The sequence below is a fragment of the Mucilaginibacter sp. RCC_168 genome (genome assembly GCF_041355315.1).
In the GTDB taxonomy this organism is placed as follows: Bacteria; Bacteroidota; Bacteroidia; order Sphingobacteriales; family Sphingobacteriaceae; genus Mucilaginibacter.
Genome location: NZ_JBFUPN010000024.1, coordinates 1 through 20,526, shown reverse-complemented (window position 1 = coordinate 20,526; position 20,526 = coordinate 1). Strand labels below are relative to the sequence as shown.

17 protein-coding genes and 1 pseudogene are annotated in these 20,526 nt (G+C 42.9%); 8 read left to right on the top strand and 10 right to left on the bottom strand.

Features of this window, described 5'->3' with window-relative positions:
* Positions 1-193: 193 nt before the first annotated feature.
* Together AB6735_RS21560 and AB6735_RS21555 are read right to left on the bottom strand one after the other, a co-directional pair.
* Positions 194-3,481, bottom strand: a complete 3,288-nt coding sequence (locus AB6735_RS21560; protein WP_370998135.1) for a hypothetical protein — start codon at positions 3,479-3,481, stop codon at positions 194-196.
* Positions 3,482-3,718: 237 nt separating this feature from the next.
* A complete protein-coding gene (locus tag AB6735_RS21555) occupies positions 3,719-5,215 on the bottom strand; it encodes an ATP-binding cassette domain-containing protein (protein ID WP_370998133.1) in 1,497 nt (498 codons plus the stop codon).
* Positions 5,216-5,440: 225 nt separating this feature from the next.
* On the opposite strand from AB6735_RS21555, the gene AB6735_RS21550 reads away from it, so the two are divergent.
* Positions 5,441-5,608, top strand: coding sequence for a hypothetical protein (locus tag AB6735_RS21550; protein ID WP_370998132.1), 168 nt, complete (start codon positions 5,441-5,443; stop codon positions 5,606-5,608).
* Positions 5,609-5,695: 87 nt separating this feature from the next.
* Positions 5,696-6,148, top strand: coding sequence for a PA2169 family four-helix-bundle protein (locus AB6735_RS21545; protein ID WP_370998131.1), 453 nt, complete (start codon positions 5,696-5,698; stop codon positions 6,146-6,148).
* Positions 6,149-6,348: 200 nt separating this feature from the next.
* Here AB6735_RS21545 and AB6735_RS21540 read toward each other — a convergent pair whose 3' ends face one another.
* The 4 genes from AB6735_RS21540 to AB6735_RS21525 form a co-directional block, all read right to left on the bottom strand.
* Positions 6,349-6,558 (bottom strand): hypothetical protein, encoded by a 210-nt coding sequence (locus tag AB6735_RS21540; protein ID WP_370998130.1) that lies wholly within the window; start codon positions 6,556-6,558, stop codon positions 6,349-6,351.
* Between the two features lie 177 nt (positions 6,559-6,735).
* Positions 6,736-6,945, bottom strand: coding sequence for a hypothetical protein (locus tag AB6735_RS21535; protein ID WP_370998129.1), 210 nt, complete (start codon positions 6,943-6,945; stop codon positions 6,736-6,738).
* A gap of 185 nt (positions 6,946-7,130) precedes the next feature.
* On the bottom strand, positions 7,131-9,764 hold the full coding sequence (ppsA, locus tag AB6735_RS21530; protein ID WP_370998128.1) for a phosphoenolpyruvate synthase: 2,634 nt from the start codon (positions 9,762-9,764) through the stop codon (positions 7,131-7,133).
* A gap of 344 nt (positions 9,765-10,108) precedes the next feature.
* The gene (locus AB6735_RS21525) at positions 10,109-10,327 is read right to left on the bottom strand and encodes a hypothetical protein (protein WP_370998127.1); all 219 of its coding nucleotides are present in this window, start codon (positions 10,325-10,327) and stop codon (positions 10,109-10,111) included.
* A 587-nt stretch (positions 10,328-10,914) separates the two neighbouring features.
* Here AB6735_RS21525 and AB6735_RS21520 point away from each other — a divergent pair.
* Both AB6735_RS21520 and AB6735_RS21515 read left to right on the top strand, forming a co-directional pair.
* Complete coding sequence (locus tag AB6735_RS21520; RefSeq protein ID WP_370998126.1) at positions 10,915-11,484, top strand: RNA polymerase sigma factor; 570 nt, start codon at positions 10,915-10,917, stop codon at positions 11,482-11,484.
* Entirely contained in the window at positions 11,442-12,599 is a 1,158-nt protein-coding gene (locus AB6735_RS21515; RefSeq protein ID WP_370998125.1) for a trypsin-like peptidase domain-containing protein, read from the top strand. Before AB6735_RS21520 ends, AB6735_RS21515 begins: the two co-directional genes overlap by 43 nt.
* Before the next feature lie 227 nt (positions 12,600-12,826).
* Here AB6735_RS21515 and AB6735_RS21510 read toward each other — a convergent pair whose 3' ends face one another.
* Together AB6735_RS21510 and AB6735_RS21505 are read right to left on the bottom strand one after the other, a co-directional pair.
* Positions 12,827-13,951: an NADH-quinone oxidoreductase subunit D gene (locus tag AB6735_RS21510; protein ID WP_370998254.1), complete on the bottom strand. Its 1,125-nt coding sequence runs from the start codon at positions 13,949-13,951 to the stop codon at positions 12,827-12,829.
* A gap of 213 nt (positions 13,952-14,164) precedes the next feature.
* Positions 14,165-15,040 carry a cupin-like domain-containing protein gene (locus AB6735_RS21505; RefSeq protein ID WP_370998124.1) on the bottom strand — a complete coding sequence of 292 codons (876 nt, stop codon included), beginning with the start codon at positions 15,038-15,040 and terminating at the stop codon, positions 14,165-14,167.
* A gap of 150 nt (positions 15,041-15,190) precedes the next feature.
* Between AB6735_RS21505 and AB6735_RS21500 the strand changes: the two genes are divergently transcribed.
* The gene (locus tag AB6735_RS21500) at positions 15,191-16,162 is read left to right on the top strand and encodes a glycosyltransferase family 2 protein (protein ID WP_370998123.1); all 972 of its coding nucleotides are present in this window, start codon (positions 15,191-15,193) and stop codon (positions 16,160-16,162) included.
* A 1-nt stretch (position 16,163) separates the two neighbouring features.
* A complete protein-coding gene (locus tag AB6735_RS21495) occupies positions 16,164-16,619 on the top strand; it encodes a hypothetical protein (RefSeq protein ID WP_370998121.1) in 456 nt (151 codons plus the stop codon).
* 734 nt (positions 16,620-17,353) lie between these two features.
* Here AB6735_RS21495 and AB6735_RS21490 read toward each other — a convergent pair.
* Positions 17,354-18,568 (bottom strand): NAD(P)/FAD-dependent oxidoreductase, encoded by a 1,215-nt coding sequence (locus AB6735_RS21490; RefSeq protein ID WP_370998119.1) that lies wholly within the window; start codon positions 18,566-18,568, stop codon positions 17,354-17,356.
* Between AB6735_RS21490 and AB6735_RS21485 the strand changes: the two genes are divergently transcribed.
* Together AB6735_RS21485 and AB6735_RS21480 are read left to right on the top strand one after the other, a co-directional pair.
* Positions 18,567-19,181 (top strand): NADH-quinone oxidoreductase subunit A, encoded by a 615-nt coding sequence (locus tag AB6735_RS21485; protein WP_370998118.1) that lies wholly within the window; start codon positions 18,567-18,569, stop codon positions 19,179-19,181. The genes AB6735_RS21490 and AB6735_RS21485 overlap by 2 nt on opposite strands.
* Positions 19,171-19,653, top strand: coding sequence for an NADH-quinone oxidoreductase subunit B (locus AB6735_RS21480; RefSeq protein WP_090468904.1), 483 nt, complete (start codon positions 19,171-19,173; stop codon positions 19,651-19,653). Before AB6735_RS21485 ends, AB6735_RS21480 begins: the two co-directional genes overlap by 11 nt.
* A 601-nt stretch (positions 19,654-20,254) precedes the next feature.
* Here the strand turns inward: AB6735_RS21480 and AB6735_RS21475 are convergent.
* Positions 20,255-20,526 (bottom strand): annotated as a pseudogene (locus AB6735_RS21475) (hypothetical protein); the annotation flags it as partial.

The following is a 20,526-nucleotide window of genomic DNA, read 5'->3' as shown; positions in this document are numbered from 1 at the left end:
TATTAAAGCTTGTTATAATGTGGCTTTATACGGGCAAAATTTCTTTAAAGTTTCATTTTTACACCCTAAAGACATATAAATCAGTGAATAAAATGAATAAGATATATCATTTTTTGAAGGATTTTTTAAAAAAGATAACAAGGTGCAAGCTTGCTGATGTATTGCTGAAATGGATCAAATTTATAGCTGGGTATTATTGTTTGAAGAATTTAGCGCTGCCGATACGTTTGCCCGTGATAGTGTCAATGGCCTCTACAATGTAGAGCCCTTTGATCAAATTGCCCACGTTTTCCTGTACAGAATCGGTGTTGGCAGAGGTTAAGGTTTTTACCATGCCGCCGGTTGCGCTTATAATATTGATTTTGATATTGTTGCTGTATGTTTTACCCAATTTAATATGGATGTCTCTGGCCGTGCTGGTGGGGTATACCATGAACTTTAAAACATTCAGGTCGCTGTTATAATCAAATACCAGGTTTTTTGACATTTGGGTATCACCTGTCACTAAACTTTGGGCCAGGCGATAAGTGATCTGTCCGTTACCGGGGGCCGGATCGGTAAAGGTGTAACTGCCGGCACCGGTTGATTGCAGACTGTCGATCACTTCAAAAGATTTGCCGCCATTGGTGCTTTTTTGAACCACGAAACCTGTAAAATTACTTTCATTATCAGTTTTCCAGGTCAGCTGGATGCCGCTGGTTACTTTACTGCCGCTAAAGTTTAATAGTTTGTATTCGTGCCCCGGCGCAATACCAATGCTCAGGTAAAAACGATCCCTGGGATAACTGGCGGCATTTTGATCGACATTAAAAGTATAAACTGGATTGTGTACCACATCTAATGAGTCGTTGGTATACTTGTCTTTTAAATAGATGGTATAACGTTCGTCGATGTTTGATTTAATGGGCGAGGTAATTTTGTACTGACCAAAATTCGAGAACGCGATAAATAAATTGATGCGTTTTAGTTTTTCCAGGTTGCCGGTATAATTAACAAAACAACCCACAGAGTCGGCCGATTGCGAATAAAAGAAATCGCCCTGGCCCGATGCTGCTATGTATTGTGCATCTTCACCAAGTGCAAATTTAGCACTGGAATTTTTATCAAAAGCGATGTCGGCGGTATTTAATATGTTGGTATCCCGCATCAACTCTAACCGCAACCGTGGTATAGGATCTATAGCGGTTTCGGCAGATGCGGATGCTGCAACAGCCGCCTGCTGTGTGCTGGTTTTATCAGGACTAACCGTTAAAGTTTTAGCCACTACACTCGGGTTGCGTATCACATTAAACACCGGTTTGGTAGAAGCTGGTGAAGTATACGAAGTATAAGGCACTTTCATGCTTTCGTTAAATGTCAAAGTAGAAGTTGCATTAGGGGCGGTTATAAAAAAGCCCTGCCCGGATACGGCGTACCTGCTGGCCCCGGCAGGCGGTGTACCTGCGTTACTGGCATCATAAACGGCATACGTGGTGGAGAAGCTGTTGGTGCCGGTAGTGACATTTTTAACCAGCATGTAATAGAACTTATACAAAAAGGCGATATTAACCGTATAAACCGTGTGCAGGTCAATTACTGATGGATAAGGGTTGCCTACCAGGTTAAGTCCTTTTTTGGTAGAAGCAGAGCTGGCAAACGATAAATTGTTTGACAGGGTAACCGCTGATGAACTATAATAAGTTGGCATCGGTGTGGCTGGGAAATTAATAACACTCACAGTTAAAGCACCACCAGCACCGCTGCCTTTATATACCGCGCCCGAAAAATTTAAAGTGGCATTATCTGGAGCAGGGAAGGGATTTACAAATACGGCAGAGCTTGATACACCTGTACGGCTGCCCCTGAAATAATATTCCACTCCATTACCCATTGGTACCGTTTCGTTCATAGTAGCAAAGCCTTTAAATTCATTGCCTGTAACTACGTTGGGGTTAGTTGTTAGCGGGGCGTTTTCGTCATATATAAAAACGGATGGGTTGTTTTGAGGCGAAGTATCAAATCCATTGGCAGAGCCGCCTGGCCCGGTGATATAGGTAGTGGCAAAAAATGGCAGCAGGTTATATGTACTGGCCGATGCATTAGCTACCGGCGAAGAAATAAGCATATAACGGCGCGGACCGGTTGTTCCTCCTCCGCCTTTTACATAGCGTTGTACATTGATGGTGCCGGTAACTGTAGCAGTAATAGCATTGCTGCTGGCATCTGTACTTAAACTGGCTATACTGGCATCGCCCGTGCTGTTTGATAATAGCGTAAGACTATTTGTTGCTGTGGCATCCACATTCATGGTAGTGGCGCTTGTTTTTAAAAAGGCCAAAGTACCCAGAGCCGCTATATTGTTACGCCCGCTTAAGGTTGCAGTTGTGGCTGATGAAGTGAGGTTGTAGAATACCGTGCCTGTAGTAGGTGCGCTTGCATATGATCCTCCAGCGATGGTTTGGGTAGTACCGGTTAACTGAACAGTATTGGTATTGGTAACAAAATCAATAGGAGAGCTGGCGGAATTGTCAATATTACCCGCAACGGTTAGTAATCCAGATGCAACATTAGGTTGTTTTTTACCTGTTCCTGTTAATATTAAATTTTGATATAATGCCGGGCTTGTGTTTAAATTACTAACACCGGTTGTTGCGTATACTATTTGTGTGCCTGCACCTGCATAAGCATAATTAACGGTAGATTGCCCGGTTCCTGTGCTATTATAAAAATCAATAGAACCTGCATAAGTTGATCCGGAAGCAGCTGTTGTATTAATAGGGGCTGCGTTAGTAAGTATTAATGTAGCTGCTGAACCAGTACCAGGATCGATACTAAATACGGGATTCCCTACACTGTTGCTTAGGCCAAGTATGCGAAACAGGGTGTTTTGTGTAAGTATTTGTCCGCCAATAGTAGTAGTTCCGCTTACTAATGAAAACCTTCCGTCAATTTCCCCTAATGGGATAACAAGGGCTACAACAGTAGTTGAATTAACAGTTACGTTTCCACTAACATTTAAATTTTGAAGAGTTACTATAAAATTTAAACTCGGGAAGATACCTAATAGGGCACTACCGGGATTTGCAGTTGTGTTAATTTGGATAGAGCCGCAGTTAAGGGTGCCGGTACCGGATAGTGGAACCGAATAAGAAATTAATAAAGTTGGTTGCTGGGTAATGGAATTGGTTACATTTAAGGTGCCGTTCACTGTTAAAGGTACAGTAGTTAAACTTAGTATGACGCCAAACGTAATAGACGCACAGGATACGTTATCCCCGGCATTTACAACTGGGGGATTAGTAAAAAAAAGTAATGCTCCAATGTTTACGTCATCAGCGGCTCCAGGTACCCCTGCAGGCGACCAATTGGCCCCGTTATTCCAGTTAGACACATCACCAGTAGCTCCGCCAACCCATGATTTGGTTGCCGCTTTTACATCATTTGTTGCCTGCAAGCTAAGCAGTATCAGCAGCAATATCCAATAACGTAAAAAGCTTTTCATACACACAGGTTTATAGGCGCAAATACTCCTATCAGTTATTAAACTAATAAAGTAATTTACAGGTTATTACGTGTGTTTTACTATAAGGATGTAGTGTTTGTGGTAATGAATAAAATGAATAAATAAACACTATTCAAAAGAAAAACCTGATACTGATCAATAAAATTAAGTTTATTATTAGGAAATATTTAACCTTTAATCATGTAATGAGTTACTGTGCCTAATGTGAAATATGCTTCAACTAACCACTTTCCCTTTGTCAAGCCGCAATACCTTATCAACGCTGTTGGGGATTTCATGCTGGTAGTGGGTTACATAAATGAGGGTAACATTACTCAAACCGCAAATGGTATCAACCAGGTTTTTAAAATGGAGCTGCTGATGATCGTCCATGCCCTGGCAGGGTTCATCAAAAATAAGTAGAGCCGGGTTTTTGATCAGTGCCCTGGCCAGTAAACATAAACGCTGGGCGCTTGCCGGTATATTTTTTAACAGGGTGCGGGCATAGCGGTCAATCTCCAACGCTTTCATCCATCGCAGGGCAATAGCTGCCCTCTCCTGATTACTGGGCCTGAACAAACCCAGGGTGTCATAATAGCCCGACTCAATTACCTGCAAACAACTATTATCGGTAGGGAAGTACTGGTGCAGCTCGGGCGATACAAAACCGATCTTCTTTTTAATATCCCAGATACTTTCGCCGGTACCGCGTTTTTTATCAAACAAAATAATGTTATTGGCATAAGCCTGTGGGTTGTCGCCATTAATGAGGCTTAATAAAGTCGATTTACCCGCACCATTGGGACCGAGCAGCGCCCACCTGTCGCCGGTTTTTATCTGCCAGTTTACATCATCCAATATCACCTTGTCGCCATATTGAATACGCACCTTATCCATGGCTACTATCTGGTTAAAAGCAATGGGATTTTTATTGATGTTGAGTAATGCGGTAAGTTCCTGGTTGTCAATGTTATCTGCTGTGTCTGTTGTAAATAGTTCGGGGTTAAAAACTGCCCGGGGACTTTGATGGATGATTTTTCCGCTTTTTAAAACCGCTATATGGGTAATAGCTTCGGGTATTTCATGTACAGATGTAGCCATGATAATGCTGATGCCGGATGCAGTGATCTGCTCAATAATACCGTTAAATTCCTGCCGGGTTTTCACATCCAAACCGGTTAGGGGATTGTCGAGCAATAATAATATGGGATTTTTGAGCAGTGCGGCGGCCAGCATTAAGCGCTTGGTTTCGCCGTTAGAGAGTTTGATGAGCTGCTTATCACGTAAAGCATGCAGATTCAGCAGGGTTAGTATTTTATCCAATGTCCACTGCGTATCTGTCCGCGCGACGCTTTTAACGGACAATAAATAATCATCAACAGTTAAGGCATCTTCAGAATCTGAGGAATTGTATCGTTGCTGATAATAAAAATCGGTCGTGTTTGAAAGATTCCGGAAATGGTGTTTGGGTTCAACCAGGGATATCAATTTGTTAGGCAAATTCTGACCGTTTTCGTCAACCTGCAAGTTTGTAACATCATCCAGAAGGTGATAATTTATAGTGCCACCGGTTATATTAAAGCGTCCTGCTATAGTTTGTAGCAAGGCGCTTTTACCTGAGCCGCTTTCGCCAATTAAGGCCCAGTGCTCACCTTTGTTTATTTTAAAATTAAGCTCAGTGAACAAGGTATTGGTTAAAAACCTTACGGTAGCATTATTTATTGAAAAAAGCATATTAAACATGGCTTTATAAATAGGTGGTAAAAATACTTATCTGCCTTAAAAAGCCTGTACAGTTTTACCTGATTTTTAATAATGCATCGTATATAGTTAAAAACGAAGCGATTTTTTGAGTGTCGGGCTGAAGCGACGGTTGGTATTCCTATCTGTCATTGCATATAAAAACAAAAAGCTGCACACTGCTGTAGTAAATAGTATCACCAAATAAATAATCAACATATGAAAAATGCACATTGGATACTTATTGCCTTATTGCTGTTCACCATGAGCGGCTGTTCTGTGATTGAAGGGATATTTAAAGCCGGCGCCATTACCGGTATTATAGCAGTAATTGTAGTTATCGTGGCACTCATCTGGATCATCTCTTTGTTTCGCGGGAAATCATAAAATTAAATTTATAAATAGGATAAATTATTTATTTAAAATTAAACAATTTAATTTTAGCTGTGTTGATTCTGTATAAAACTTACAGTTATGGAAAACACACAAGCAACAGCCGAGGTATTGAATGATTTAATACAGATTAATAATGACCGCATTGAAGGATATACGCGGGCTTTGAAAGACCTGAAGGATAATGAGGGCGATCTTAAAGAGCTATTTACCACAATGATAGGCGACAGTCACCGGTTTAAGGTAGAGCTCGGTACCGAAATTGAGGTATTGGGGCATGACATTGATACCGGAACAAGCACCAGTGGTAAAATTCACAGGGCATGGCTTGATGTTAAGGCAGCCTTTACTGCTCATGATACCCATGATATATTGGAGGAATGCGAGTTTGGAGAAGATGCCATTATTAAAGCCTATCGCAATGCCCTTGAGGAAGAATACCTGCCGGCTTATTTACGCCAGGTAATAAATACACAGTTGGATAATCTGCTTGATGCTCACGATGAAATAAAAGCACTGCGCGATCAGGTTTAATAAAATACCTTTTTATCTTGACACCAAAAGACCGGCTATTATCTGACCGGTCTTTTTTATGTTAACAGATCTCATTGTTTAGTTTGCTGGTGCTATACTTACCGATCTGGTTGAAAATTACGTAATATCCGCCCGAAATGTTGGTCACAAAAAAAACGCCCTGGTAAACCGGGGCGTTTCTTGTTCTAAAAAATGAAAAATTACATTTTTTTAGTAGTGTCTTTTTTAGTGGTATCCATTTTAGAAGAATCAGATTTAGCTGAATCAACCGCAGTGGTTTTAGCTGAATCCATTTTAGCTGAGTCCATTTTAGCTGAATCAGCAGAACCTGCTGAACCAGAACCTTTACAAGCTGCAAATGAAGTAGCGATAGCCAGGGCTAAAAAGCCAAGTTTGAATGAATTTTTCATGTTTAATTTTTTAATAAGTGATTTAATAGTTTCTTGTTAATACGGTAAACAAAAAAAGGTAACCCATAATTTTTAAAAAAAATTACAGGTTACCCTTTATAAATTAACGAATAACTAAAAAACCAATAAAAAATGACTAAAATTTATATTTCAATCACCTTTTATATTGTGGTATAATTATTTTTTAGCAGCAGTGTCTTTTTTTGCAGTGTCAACTTTAGCTGAATCAGTTTTAGCTGAATCAACAGCAGTAGTTTTTGCAGAATCAACTTTAGCTGAATCAGCTTTAGCAGAATCAGCACCTGAAGCTGAACCAGAACCTTTACAAGCAGCGAAAGAAACAGCGATAGCTAAAGCTAAGAAACCTAATTTGAAAGAATTTTTCATTTTGTGAGTTTTAAAATTTAAATATTTTGTGATCGTTTTTCAGGAGTTAATACTTTTAGGAATAAAAGGTAACCCAACTTTTTTAAGGAAAATGAAAATAATTTTTTTACTGTTCGTAATTTCTTGTGCTATAGTCTTTTAAATAATGCTGATTTATGCCGTTTTTTCTTAAATATCAATTGTATTTACAATATTTCTACATATCCATCCGTCCCGTTCACCCGGATGCGCTGCCGGTCTTTGATCAGTTTGGTAGCATTATCCACGCCAACAACTGCAGGCAAACCGTATTCACGTGCAATAACCGCTCCGTGGGTCATCAATCCGCCAACTTCGGTAACCAGGCCTTTTATAGATACAAACAATGGCGTCCAGCTGGGATCGGTAAATCTGGTCACTAATATATCTCCGTCTTCCAGGTCAGCGTCTTCCATGTTCAGGATCACACGCGCCTGCCCCTCTATAACTCCCGAAGAAACCGCCAAACCTGCAATGGCCCCGGCCGGGAGATCCTCCAGCTTGTATTTACCGGTAATAATTTCACCATCAGACGTCATAATACGCGGAGGAGTTAATTTTTCATATAATTTGTATGCCTCTTTTCGTTTATCAATCATCTGGTAATCCAGTTGATGAGTGCGTACAACTTCGCGCAATTCTTCAAAGCCGAGATAGTAAATATCTTCTTTTGCATGAATTACGTTGGCTTGTATAAGCTTTTCGGCTTCTTTTAATAAAGCCTGCTTATAAACAAAGTAGCGGCAAATTATAGCGTATTTAGGATATTCGCGATAGCCGGCAAAATTCCTGATCAGGTTTATCATTCGTTTTGTTTCTTTGGCTTTTTGTTCGCCATCAGGTAATAGCGCCAGCCTGGCTAATAAGTCCTGCTCTTTTTTCAAAGCTTCCTGCCGCCCTTGCTCAAATCTCCGGCTGCCTGCCCCGGCCTCAAAGTTTTTGACATTATTGAGCAAAATAGGGATAAGCGTAATTGGTTTTTCGCTCCAGCGGTTTTTGGTAATATCAATTTCCCCGGCACACCGCATACCGTATTTGTTGAGATAAATATCGATAGCATACCGTATTTGTGGCCCGCCATCAAATTGAAGCAGTCCATCCAAAAAGTTGTCATCCTGTGCCTGTTGCAAATATTCAATTACAGCCGGGTAAGGACGAATTACATCGGCAACATGCAGTAGTTCGAGCCCCATTTCAGAAGTAATATTGTTTGGCACAGATTGAGCAAGCGTATCCCCCGCATTTTTCTCACCCAACCATTCGTTCATTTTTTCGTTGACCCATGATAAAGCATTCATCCCGGTCATAATCACACCAAAGCTTGGTGAGTCGGCTGAAGTTTTCTTGAGCTGCTGGATATCTTCCAGGATAAAATCAAACACATCCGGTCCCGATTTCAGCCGGATGTTTTGCTTTAAAGATTCTATCCATGTTTGGCTGCTCTTGATCAGATCATAAACGATGGTTGGGTCGTAGTCGTTTAGTGTCTCATAATCTCTGTGCGGCGCGTTGGCAGTGCTTTTAGCAGAACCCGGTTCTTCTTTATCAGCGGGTAATGGTTTTAGAAAATCACCCCGTTCATTAATGCTTGTAAGCGCGTCTTTGATGAGCGGATCGGATTTTCCAAGAACGTTTAGCATCGTGTGTCTGCCCGCAGCTGAAGCCAGCATTGGTGTAATATCAACAAACAGCCTCCCGCCAGCCGTACGCATAGGGGCGGGGGTGGTTAACAGGAAAAAAGACAATCCCAATGGTTTCATGGCATCCGTCATCATTTGCTGATGACCGACAGACACATATACATGATTTTCCTGATCATCAACTTCAGGAACCGGATATAAGGTAGTGATGGAGCGGCTTTGTACAATATAAAATGTATCGCCGGCCAAACACCATTCGATGTCCTGCGGGCTGCCGAAGTGTTCTTCGATCTTTCTGCCTATCCGCTCCAACTGCATGATCTGTTCGTCCGTCAGCACTTGTTTGTTCTGCTGTTCAGGCCCGATCTCCTGTTCTTTGGTACCGCCATCTTTTACGGCATAAATAGCCAGTTTTTTGCTGGATATCGTTTTATCTATGACGTGACCGTTACTCACTTTATAAAGATCGGCACTCACCAGGCCCGAAACCATAGCCTCACCAAGCCCGAAACTGGCATCAATGGATAATACTTTTCGGTTACCGGTAATGGGATCGGCAGTAAACAAAATTCCCGCCGCCCCTGGGAATACCATCTGTTGAACAACTACCGCCAGGTATACCTTACGGTGGTCGAAACCGTTTTGAATACGGTAAGTTATTGCCCTATCGGTAAACAGCGATGCCCAGCATTTGCTGATATGTTTGAGGATAGCCTCCCTGCCAATAATATTCAAATACGTATCCTGCTGGCCTGCAAAAGATGCCGTTGGCAGATCCTCGGCCGTAGCGCTGGACCGGACCGCATAAGCATTGTTTTCGTCAAGCCCGGAGAGGAAGCTGGTAATCTCTTCAATAATGTCTTGTGGAATGGTTATCCCTTCGATGATCCCACGGATGTTAGCACTAAGTTGAGTGATCTTATCCCGGTCCTCCGCTTTCAGAAGTGATAGCTGCTCAAGTAATTCGTTAACTGGCGGCGTTTCATTAATGACTCTTTTGAAAGCTTCGGTAGAGATGCAAAAGCCATCAGGTACGCGGATCCCGTCGATCCTGGAAAGTTCGCCCAGATTGGCACCTTTACCCCCCACCATGTTGAGCTTTGTTTTGTCGATATGCTGAAAATCAAATACCAATGAACCCGTGCTGGTCGTGTTTCCCATAGTTTTTATTTTGTTTATAATTTGTTTTTAGATAGATCGTGATCAGGCTTGGAAGTGCGGATGTTTTAATAAAAAACAACACTGAATATTCAAAAATATCTGATAGCCAGATATCAATAAAGCATTTTGTACTATATTTTTTTTCGCGCAATAATTGCCGCGAACATTGCGTTAACCTTACAACAAGTGACAAATAAAAAGACCCACTAAATGGCAAAAGCCGCTCCCGGAGCGGCTTTTTTTTAATGCTATACAAATCCTGTACAAACCACTTTTCTTCATGCCATTTTCCGTTTATTTTCGGGAATGGCTCCAGCTAAGCTTTGCTTGTTAGTATTCGCCGCTTATTTTTTAGTTGAATCGGGAAGAACAGCTGTTGCAGAATCAGCCGCCGCCGCGGTAGCAGAATCGGGAGCAAGGATTTTAGCCGAATCAATTTTAACGGCGTTAGTTTTGGTAGTATCAACCGGGGTTGAATTAGCCGGAGATTTTGGAGGATCGCAGGCTGTGAAAAAAACAGCGATAACTAATGTGGCTAAGCCGGTTTTGATAAGTGTTTTCATTTTTGGTACGTTTTAAGTTTTAATTGTTTTTTTGATGTTAATACAATGAAAACGAAAAGGTAACCTCACAAGAGTAATAGCCCATAATTTGGCAGAACAGGCTTTGTTGAGAAATATCATGAAGCATAGCCGACTCACCCGGTCTACGCTTCGCTGGACCACCCTCTCTACGGCATCGCCGCAAAGAGGGTATGGAAAATAAAAGTAAAATCCCCTCTATGCGCGAAGCGGAGAGAGGGGTGACGAGCGTAGCGATGTCGGGGTGAGTCGATACGCGTATTTGATTCTTTTCTATATCATAGGGCTATTGCTCTCACAAGGGTACCGGGGGGGGAAGCACCCGGTTGACCAATGGTTGACGAAATGTTTTTGAGGCCGGTTTTTTTATTGCAGATTTGCCATCTTATAAAAAAGCGTGTTAAAATAGCTTTGGGTTACCTTGTTTAAATTATTGTATTAAAACGGATGAAACATTCGGGCTTATAATTGTTACAGCACCAAACTATCCATGTTGATGCTAATGATTTATTTTAGGTAAATTATTTTTTATAATGATGGGTTACAATTTCATATAAATAGTATTAAGAGTGAATAAAGAGTTAAAAGCTTCGGCACCAACAGATAGCGAGATAGTTCTTGGTATACTCAACAACTCGGAAATAGTGTTAAAAAAGTTATACACTACCTATTTTCCGATGATACTACAGTTGATTGTCAATAACAACGGAGATGAGGATGATGCCAAAGATATTTACCAGGAAGCGATCATCGTTCTTTACAATAAGATCAAGTCGGGCAAGTTCGAACTGAGCAGCAAGCTTAAAACATATATTTATTCGGTTTGCCGCAGGCTCTGGCTCAAAAGGCTGAGCCACATGAATAGGTACGGGGGCGATATCCGTGATTTTGAAGAATACCTGCCTGTTGAAGAAGAAATTGATGACCATAATGAGCGGGACCTGCAATTTGGTAAAATGGAAAGCGCCCTGCAATTGCTGGGCGAACCCTGCAAAACCATTATGGAAGATTTTTATATACATAACAGATCAATGCAGGATATCTGCGAACGTTTTGGCTATACCAATGCCGATAATGCCAAAACACAAAAATATAAATGCCTGCAAAGGCTGAAAAAGTTATTTTTTCAGCAGAAATAAGGAAGGAAAGCAAAGAGATGAGTGATAACCAACTTACGGAATTAATTGAAAAGTACCTTGACGGCAGCATGACCGCCGAAGAACGTACCCAATTTGAATTGCTCCGAAAAAACGATGCGACTGTAGAAAGCCGAGTTGCCGAACACATGCAGTTTATTGGCTTACTAAAACAATACGGCGAACGCCTGGAGCTTGAGAAACGCCTGAACGCTATTCATGATGAGATAGATGTACATACCTTGAAAGAGGAAGTAACCATACATCCAACCTGGGTAGTGCGCATGTGGCGTAATCACCATTCTAAAATATCGGTTGCTGCTTCGATAGCTATATTTGCTGTTTTGGGTACCTTGATCTTTACCGGTAAGCTGAGTAACGACAAATCGAAATATGAAAAGCTGAGCGAAAAGATCAACAATATGGAGAGGACTGTGGCTCAAATAGGCAATGGTAGTCGTACGCCTGTAAAACCTAAAGCCCCAATAGTTTCACCTGCAAAATACAGAGGAACAGGTTTTGCCATTACTTCAAACGGATATTTAGTTACCGATTATCACGTAATAAAAGATGCTGATTCTGTTTATGTTCAGAATGCGGCAGGCGAAGCATTTCATGCTAAGGTTATTTATGCTGAGCCTCAATATGATCTGGCTATATTACAGATCAATGATGCCACGTTTAAAAACCTTGGTCCAGTACCTTACAATTTGAAAAGATCAGAAAGCGATTTAGGTGAAAACGTGTATACATGGGGATATCCCGGAGATAACGTTGTATTAGGCGCCGGATTCTTAACTTCAGCAGCAAGTTATTCGGGCGATACAACTGAATACCAGGTTCAGATACCGGTTAATCCGGGAAACAGCGGTGGCCCTTTGCTTGATGAAAAAGGAAATGTTATTGGTATTATTACTGGAAGACAAACACAGGTAGTAGGAGCGGCCTTTGCAAAAAAATCAGCCTATCTGTTAAAGACGATTCAAAATATACCAACAGATTCATTGACAAAAACACTTAATCTGAATACTAAAAATACACTTGCCGGTTTAAACCGCAAGCAGCAGCTGAAAAAACTTAAGAACTATGTTTTCATGGTTAAAGTTTACAATCAATAATTTGCCCAATCCAATAAAAGTTAATATATTAAAATGAAAAGGAGGTGCCGTAAGGTACCTCTTTTTTTATGTCAGAATTCGGATATTCGATTTCGGAATTAGCTTTTGTCTGAACCTTGATTTATCGGATTACCAGATTACTATGATTTAAGCGAACAAGAAATCATTTAATCTTCTCAGCAGATAAATCAAGGTCAGAAATCCGAAATCGAACATCCCAAATTAACTTACCTGTCCACTTCGCCCAACACAAAATCAATGGAACCTACAATGGCAATCAAATCGGCGATGAGTACGCCTTTGGATATTTCGGGTAATACGGAAAGATTGTTAAAGCTTGGTCCGCGTGCTTTTACACGGGTTGGGATCTCCGATTTGCCGTCGGCCATAAAATAAAAGCCCAGTTCGCCTTTAGCTCCTTCGCAGCGAACATAGTAATCCTGCGCTTTAGGAATGGTTTTACGAGGCATTTTAGCCCGCGGATCAAAATCGGGAGTACGTTTCAGTTCGTTTTGCAGGCGATCGAGACATTGTTCCACTATGCGTAGGGATTGTTCGATCTCGTCCACCCGCACCTTGTAGCGGTCCCAGCAATCACCCACGGTACCCATAGCGCCTGTGCCAACGGGGATCTCAAAATCAAGCTCAGGATAAGCCGAGTAGTTATCGATGCGTCTCAGATCCCATTTAAGTCCCGACGCCCGCAGCATAGGGCCGGAGCAACCGTAGTTAATGGCAACATCCAAGGGCAGTACCCCAACATTGGCTGTTCGCGATATAAACACCTGGTTATCGGTAAGCAGCTGGTTAAGCTCTACCATTTTAGGTTTAAAATATTCTACAAACTCGCGGCAACGTTCCTCAAAACCTACCGGCAGATCATAGAACAAACCGCCGACCCATATATAATTGTACAGCATACGCGAGCCCGAGGCCCATTCCAGCATGCCCATAATATGTTCGCGGTCCCTAAAGCACCATAGGAAAGGGGTGAAAGCGCCAATATCAATACCATAAGTACCAATAGCTATGAGGTGCGATGCAATACGGTTCAGTTCGCAAACCAGCACGCGGATATATTCAATCCGTTTGGGGATTTCCTTATCAATCCCCATCATCCGCTCCACACCCATCACAAAAGCGTGACTGTTGTTCATAGATGCCAGATAGTCCAGCCGGTCGGTAAAGGGAATGGTTTGCTGGTAGGTTAATGATTCGGCGTGTTTTTCAAAGCAGCGGTGCAGGTAACCAATATGCGGGATCACCTCTTTTACAATTTCGCCATCGGTGATAAGCTCCAAACGCAAAACACCGTGGGTAGACGGGTGTTGCGGCCCCATATTAAGCACCATATCTTCCACGCTGGCTTCAGCTATTTTTTTATAGTAGTTATTTAAAGCTTCTTCGTATTTGGGATTTGTGATAACCAATGTTGTATGCTGTTTTGTAGGTTTCAAAAATCAACATTTTTTTGGTTTGTAAGGCTAAAAATCTATAAAATAGGGAGCAATGATTTTTGGAGCAAGGAACAAAGACTTTTTGTTCGCTTTATCTCTATCCATTTTTCAATCCTTGCTCTTAATCCCAAAATCCTTATTCCCCCTCAAAGCCTCTCCAATTTTACAGCTTTGCGTGGCCACCGCTGCATAGGCATACATAGCTACGGCCTTCAGCTTGCTATCGCGTTTTTTAAAGGTCCACACATCTTTCATAAATTCCTTGTGGTTTTTGCTGTTCAGGGTATCAAAAGCAACAGAAATGGTGGGCGTAAGTGAATAAGCTGTGTGCCAGGTACCAAAGGGGATAAACAAAGTTTCACCTGGACCTATCACAAAATTGATCGGGGTGGCATCTTTAAACAGCGGATATTTCTCGTAATCAGGCTCAAAAACATTGAGTTCCGAACGCCATGGATCATCGGGGCGAGGGTAAAGCAGATGTTCCTGTCCGCGCGGGAAAACGGTGAAACGCTTTTCGCCATACAGCTGCGTTATCCAGGCATTCAGATGATAATAGTCGATGTGCATATAAGGGAACTTACCGCCCGGGCCGCCCACAAACATTTCGGTAGCGCCGCCCCATTTACCAATGCTGAACATTTTATTCTTTAGCCAGTTGGGTGATGCATAGTTTAGATCCAGGGGGTCAAGGAAGGGTAATATTTCGGGTAAGGTTCCGGGGATATCAAAAATAATAGGGTAGGGCGCTGGTTTCTCCTCGGTAGCGGCCTCCACCATATTCATCACCTGCTGCATGGTATAGGTGATGTCCCGGCAATCGGTTTTACGGTCGGGGTAATTTTCACGGAACCAATCCGGACTAAACAGTCCGTTAGCCTTCCACACTTTGGCAGCATTGGTAAACACCAGCGGGATGCCAGGCTTATAATGCTCTTCCATAAACTCCTCATAAGTAATATTGTCTCTTCTGATGATATCCATATTAAACGGCTTGCAGGGTGATACAGGTTTAGTAAAAGATTAAACTGTTAGCTTAATAATTAATTGTTTCTTTAAAGTTAGGAGGCAGATGGGCTTTAACTGTGTTACGCAGAATAGCATTTGAAGGTTGTAAAATAACATGAAGATTGGATGAACAAAATGCACGGCGAGATTTTTGACTACAATAAATATCCTATAACTTTTATCAAAATTATCCCTTGTTTAAATACCTTTGGCTTAATGAAAGTATCCGGATTTACCTTTATCAGAAACGCGGTTAAAAACGATTATCCTATTGTTGAAGCCATTACTTCTATTTTGCCGCTTTGCGATGAGTTTATTGTGATGTCCGGAAACTCTGATGATGGTACCCGTGAATTGATTGAGGCCATTGGTTCACCAAAGATCAGGATCATTGATTCGGTTTGGGATGATACCCTGAAAGATGGCGGGCGGGTTTTTGCCATAGAAACCGACAAAGCCTTTGATGCTATATCGCCAGATACCGACTGGGCTTTTTACATCCAGGGCGATGAAGCCGTGCACGAAAAATACCATCCCCTCATCAAAAAAGAAATGGAGGAGGCGCTGAACAAACCTAATATAGAAGGGTTGCTGTTTAAATACCTGCACTTTTATGGTTCCTACGATTTTTACGGCGATTCCCGGCGCTGGTATCGCCGCGAGATCCGTCTGATGAAGAACATTAAAGGAATCCGGGCCTATCGCGACGCGCAGGGTTTCCGGCTAAACGACCGTAAGATCAAGGTAAAACTCATCGATGCTTATATCTACCATTACGGCTGGGCCAAACCGCCGCAGGGATTGAACAATAAGATCCGCAACTTCAACAAGTTTTATCACGACGATGCCTGGATGGAACAAAACCTGCCCGAAACCTTTGAGTTTGATTACGGCAATGCTGATAAACTGGTGCGTTTTAATGGTACACACCCGGCGCCTATGCAAAAGCGCATAGCCGCCACCAACTGGAAGATCGATTTTAGTACCAAGGCGTTGCGCAAAAACATGACCTTTCGCCGTAAATTCTTGCAACGCGTAGAGCAGCTGACAGGCTGGCGCATAGGCGAATACCGCAATTATGAAATAGTAGAACGGTAAAATGGGACAATTTTTTGATATCAACAACCGGACAGAATTGCGCGAGTTACTATTATCGCTTGATCCGCAAACTACGCCCATTTGGGGTAAAATGAAACCCCAGCAAATGGTAGAACACCTGGTTGACCAGGTGGAATGGACAAACGGCAAAAAGATACCTTTTTGTGAGCAGCCGGCCGACAAAGCTTATCAAATGAAACAGCTAATGGTATACTCCGACATAGAGATAGGGCGAAATGTAGTTTTTCAAGAACCGCCTGAGCATTACCAGTACCCTGATATAGTAAGCGCTGTAAACCAACTAATGCTAGAGCTGGAAGCTTTTGATCGTTATTTTGAACAACCCGGCATCACGGCCATCCACGGAGGCTTTGGCCCCATGAATCACCACGAATGGCTTATATGGCACGGCAAACACTTTACCCACCATTTAAAACAGTTTGGACTGATAGCGTAGTAGAGGGCTGGCCTTGCGCGATTCCCCTCTTGAGGGGGTGGAGGGGGGTGTTTTTCCGCTTCATGAACACACCCCTGCTACTACACCATCCATCGCTCCCCCTCTCAAGAGGGGAGCAAAAAAGCAATATTTTTAGGAGATAAAATAAAAGCCCGGGGCCGTGTGATTCCTTCCCTCGGAGAAGGGGTGGAAGGGGTTTCTTCGTAAGGCAAATCGCATAGAACCCCTCCCTGCCTTCACGCACAGCCAGTCGCACCCCTCCCGTGGGGCTACTGTGTGTACACATCTTTTTGATAAACCCCCAGAGGGGTTTCATGTCGGTAGAAATAGAATCAAAAGAAGTTTACGTGCCGTAGGTACGTCACTATTGAACTTTGCAGGTCAAATAATGGCGCATCAAGAGAACGTGAATTAGGTTAGTTGAGTACTTACAGCACTAAAAGAGGATTGAGTTTTATTATTTCTACCGACATTTTGCTCCTCTGGAGCAGCTTTTTTTAACTATTAGTGCATTGAAAAGATGTGTACACACAGTAGCCCGTGGGGAGGGAACTAAAAAATTCCGTTAATTCTTAAACCTCGCTGTCCGAAGTCTCTGACTTCGGACCATTATGCCGGTAGTTTTCAACTACCGAAACGTAGAGCTACGTTATTTCCTGTAGTCAGAGACTACAAACATACTCATCCTAAGTCTCCGACTTCGGACAGCGCCAGGGAAATCGAAAAAATTCTGATCAAATATGCTGCGCAATCACAAAACCACTGGCCCAGGCCCATTGGAAATTGTAGCCGCCCAGCCAGCCGGTCACATCCACACATTCACCACCGAAAAACAGGCCGGGAACTTTTTTGGCTTCCAGTGTTTTGGAGGATAGTTCATCGGTGGATACGCCGCCGCGCATTACTTCGGCTTTGTCGTAACCTTTGTCGCCAGCAGGTTTTACTTTAAATTCATGTATCAGCTCGCTGATGTTTTCGATATCTGCTTTGGTAAGCGATGCCAGGTTTTTCTCTACAGGTAATTTATCGCTCAGGGCCTCGGCAAATTTGCGGGTGTATAAGCCAGCCAGATAAGCCAGCAGCATCTTTTTGCCGTTCGCTTCTTTTTCCTGCAGCAGCAGGTCGGCTATGTTTTGGTTGGGTAATAGATCTATGTTGATATATTCGCCGGGTTTCCAGTAGGAGGAGATTTGGAGGATAGCCGGACCGCTCAAGCCCCAATGAGTAAACAGGATGTTTTCTTCAAAGCTGATCCTGTCGTTCCAAACGCGGCAAAAAATGCTGTTGCCACTCAGTTGCTCATACCAGGGCTGATCCTTCCCGGTAATGGTCAACGGCACCAGGGCAGGGGCGGTATCCACAATTTTCAGGTCGAACTGGCGCGCTGTACGCAAGCCAAAGTCAGTAGCTCCCATTTTTGGTATCGGCAAACCACCCGCGGCTATCACTACGCTGGGTGCGCTGATATATTCCTGCTTGCCGTTAACTTCGGCCCTAACCGTAAAACCATCGTCAGTTTTTTCCACCATTTTAACCTCGGCATCGCACCAGATCTCCTGGTCCATATCGGCACACAGATCAATAAAAACCTGTACCACATCTTTGGCTTTATCACTTACAGGGAAAAGCTGACCCAGGGTTTTCTCCTTGCCTTCAATACCATAGGTTTCAAAAAAGCCGATGGTATCCTCCACCGTCCATTGTGAAAATGCCGACTTACAGAAGTGCGGATTTTGTGAGATGAATTGCTGATCGGTAGCGTACAAGTTAGTGTAATTGCACCTGCCGCCCCCGCTAATGAGGATCTTGGCGCCCACGCGGTCGGCTTTTTCCAGTATCAGCGTGCGCTTACCCAAAAAGCCCGCCTGTACGGCACACATGAGTCCGCAGGCACCGCCGCCAATAATTATTGCATCAAAATGGGTTTGTTTTGTTAAATTTGTAGTCATGACCGATGTTTCGCAAATATCAGAATTTGGCAAGATACTCATCTTCCTGATCACCGGAATAATTATGGTAGGTGTAATATTTTTTATTAACCGCCTGCTTGCTCCAAAAAATCCGAATTATGAGAAATTAACCTCATACGAATGCGGCGAAGAACCTACCGGCAATGCCTGGCTACCCTTTAATTCGCGGTTTTATGTTATTGCCCTCACATTCTTATTGTTTGATGTGGAAATGGTGTTCATATTTCCTTGGGCAACCGTATTTGGAAGTCATGAAATTATAGCGCAGGATGCCCGCTGGGGCTGGTTCTCGCTGGCCGAAATGTTTATTTTTTTAGGCATCCTGATATTGGGCCTGGTTTACGTTTGGCGTAAAGGCGACCTGGAATGGATAAAAGCCAAACCCGTAGTGCCTGTTACCAATGTAACTATTCCCGCATCTTTATACGAACAATTGAACATGGAGCAAGGGGAATTTGTTGTGAAACCCTTTAGCATGGGTAATGAGGCTGTAGTTGCCGAAGCCACCGTGGCAGAAGTACCCGCCGAAGCCGCGCCTATCCGGAAACCCATGTTTAAACCCACCTTTAAAAAGCCTACTAATGAGCAGTGATATAACGAGTGAAAGCGGCGGTGTTGTCGTAACCAAACTGGACGATCTGCTCAACTGGGCGCGCTTGTCGTCCCTATGGCCTTTAAGCTTTGGGATAGCCTGTTGCGCTATTGAAATGATGGGCTCCATGGCATCTACGTATGACCTGGACCGGTTCGGCGTTTTCCCGCGCCCATCAGCCCGCCAGGCCGATGTGATCATTATTGCCGGCACGGTAACCTTTAAAATGGCCGAACGCATCAAACGCCTCTACGAACAAATGCCCGAACCTAAATACGTGATCTCGATGGGTTCCTGCTCCAACTGCGGCGGTCCGTACTGGCAGCACGGCTACCACGTAGTAAAAGGGGTAGATAGGGTGATTCCTGTGGATGTATACGTACAAGGCTGCCCGCCCCGCCCCGAAGCCCTTATCGGATCCATCCTTGAACTGCAAAAGAAAATTGAGCAGGAACATTGGGTGAAGGCGTAAGGATGCATTACTTTTAAATGATGATTTATAGTAACATTTTTCCGTTTCATGCAGATACTTGGGGAACAGTTTCCGATTGGGCCGCTGTCATTGTATATGGGGTTACAGGCTATTTAATATTTAGAACTTTAAAGTCGCAACAAGAGGTTCAAAGAACTCAAAATGAGTTATTTAAAATTGAACGTATAAGGTTTAATGAGAGCATAAAGCCAATATTGAAATATTCCCCGCCAGTTCAAGCGTCCTTCGCTTGAACTATAGTGAAGGTAAGCGTCCACGCTTACGATTATCGTGTCAAAATGGGTAAGCGTGGACGCTTACTTTAAAATATCATTCAAGCGGAGAACGCTTGAATGGGCGAATTAATCAGGATGGCATATAAACCCCTCCCTGCCACCGCACAAACCGACAACAGCCTTCCCGAAGGGTGGAACTAAAAGGTTTATCTCATAATAACATTGTCATCCTGAGCGAAGCGAAGGATCTTCTTCAATATGCATATCGCAGAATAGATACTTCAATCGTTCAGTATGACAAATCTTTTTTCCTCAGAATTTCCCCATGCAGTCGCTCGGCTGGAGCCCACAGGTGTTGGGAAGAGTTACCAGAAAGGGGAATGATGGCCGTTCGGAGGCGGTTTGTCAGGGTCTCCACCATAAAGTCTTACAATAAACTTCATGAGTTCGGCCTCCATTTCCAGGGCAAACTGTTGTTTGGCAGACTTGCTGCTTTTGATCTGATTTAACTTTTGATAAGTTATGATCAACAGCGATAATATCATCCTGACATATAATACAGACTTGATACCATTGATACTTCTGGATAGTAAATGAGAAAAGTTAAGTTCCTGTTTAATGAACTTGAAAAACACTT

Bases quoted from the DNA above. Each gene is read 5' to 3' on its own strand.
- AB6735_RS21505 (WP_370998124.1), bottom strand. From the start codon at position 15,040: ATGGATATCATCAGAAGAGACAATATTACTTATGAGGAGTTTATGGAA.
- AB6735_RS21495 (WP_370998121.1), top strand. From the start codon at position 16,164: ATGGGACAATTTTTTGATATCAACAACCGGACAGAATTGCGCGAGTTA.
- ppsA (WP_370998128.1), bottom strand. From the start codon at position 9,764: ATGGGAAACACGACCAGCACGGGTTCATTGGTATTTGATTTTCAGCAT.
- AB6735_RS21555 (WP_370998133.1), bottom strand. From the start codon at position 5,215: ATGCTTTTTTCAATAAATAATGCTACCGTAAGGTTTTTAACCAATACC.
- AB6735_RS21485 (WP_370998118.1), top strand. From the start codon at position 18,567: ATGACCGATGTTTCGCAAATATCAGAATTTGGCAAGATACTCATCTTC.
- AB6735_RS21515 (WP_370998125.1), top strand. From the start codon at position 11,442: ATGCCTGCAAAGGCTGAAAAAGTTATTTTTTCAGCAGAAATAAGGAAG.
- AB6735_RS21550 (WP_370998132.1), top strand. From the start codon at position 5,441: ATGAAAAATGCACATTGGATACTTATTGCCTTATTGCTGTTCACCATG.
- AB6735_RS21535 (WP_370998129.1), bottom strand. From the start codon at position 6,945: ATGAAAAATTCTTTCAAATTAGGTTTCTTAGCTTTAGCTATCGCTGTT.
- AB6735_RS21510 (WP_370998254.1), bottom strand. From the start codon at position 13,951: ATGGTGCTTAATATGGGGCCGCAACACCCGTCTACCCACGGTGTTTTG.
- AB6735_RS21490 (WP_370998119.1), bottom strand. From the start codon at position 18,568: ATGACTACAAATTTAACAAAACAAACCCATTTTGATGCAATAATTATT.
- AB6735_RS21560 (WP_370998135.1), bottom strand. From the start codon at position 3,481: ATGAAAAGCTTTTTACGTTATTGGATATTGCTGCTGATACTGCTTAGC.
- AB6735_RS21480 (WP_090468904.1), top strand. From the start codon at position 19,171: ATGAGCAGTGATATAACGAGTGAAAGCGGCGGTGTTGTCGTAACCAAA.
- AB6735_RS21545 (WP_370998131.1), top strand. From the start codon at position 5,696: ATGGAAAACACACAAGCAACAGCCGAGGTATTGAATGATTTAATACAG.
- AB6735_RS21525 (WP_370998127.1), bottom strand. From the start codon at position 10,327: ATGAAAACACTTATCAAAACCGGCTTAGCCACATTAGTTATCGCTGTT.
- AB6735_RS21540 (WP_370998130.1), bottom strand. From the start codon at position 6,558: ATGAAAAATTCATTCAAACTTGGCTTTTTAGCCCTGGCTATCGCTACT.
- AB6735_RS21500 (WP_370998123.1), top strand. From the start codon at position 15,191: ATGAACAAAATGCACGGCGAGATTTTTGACTACAATAAATATCCTATA.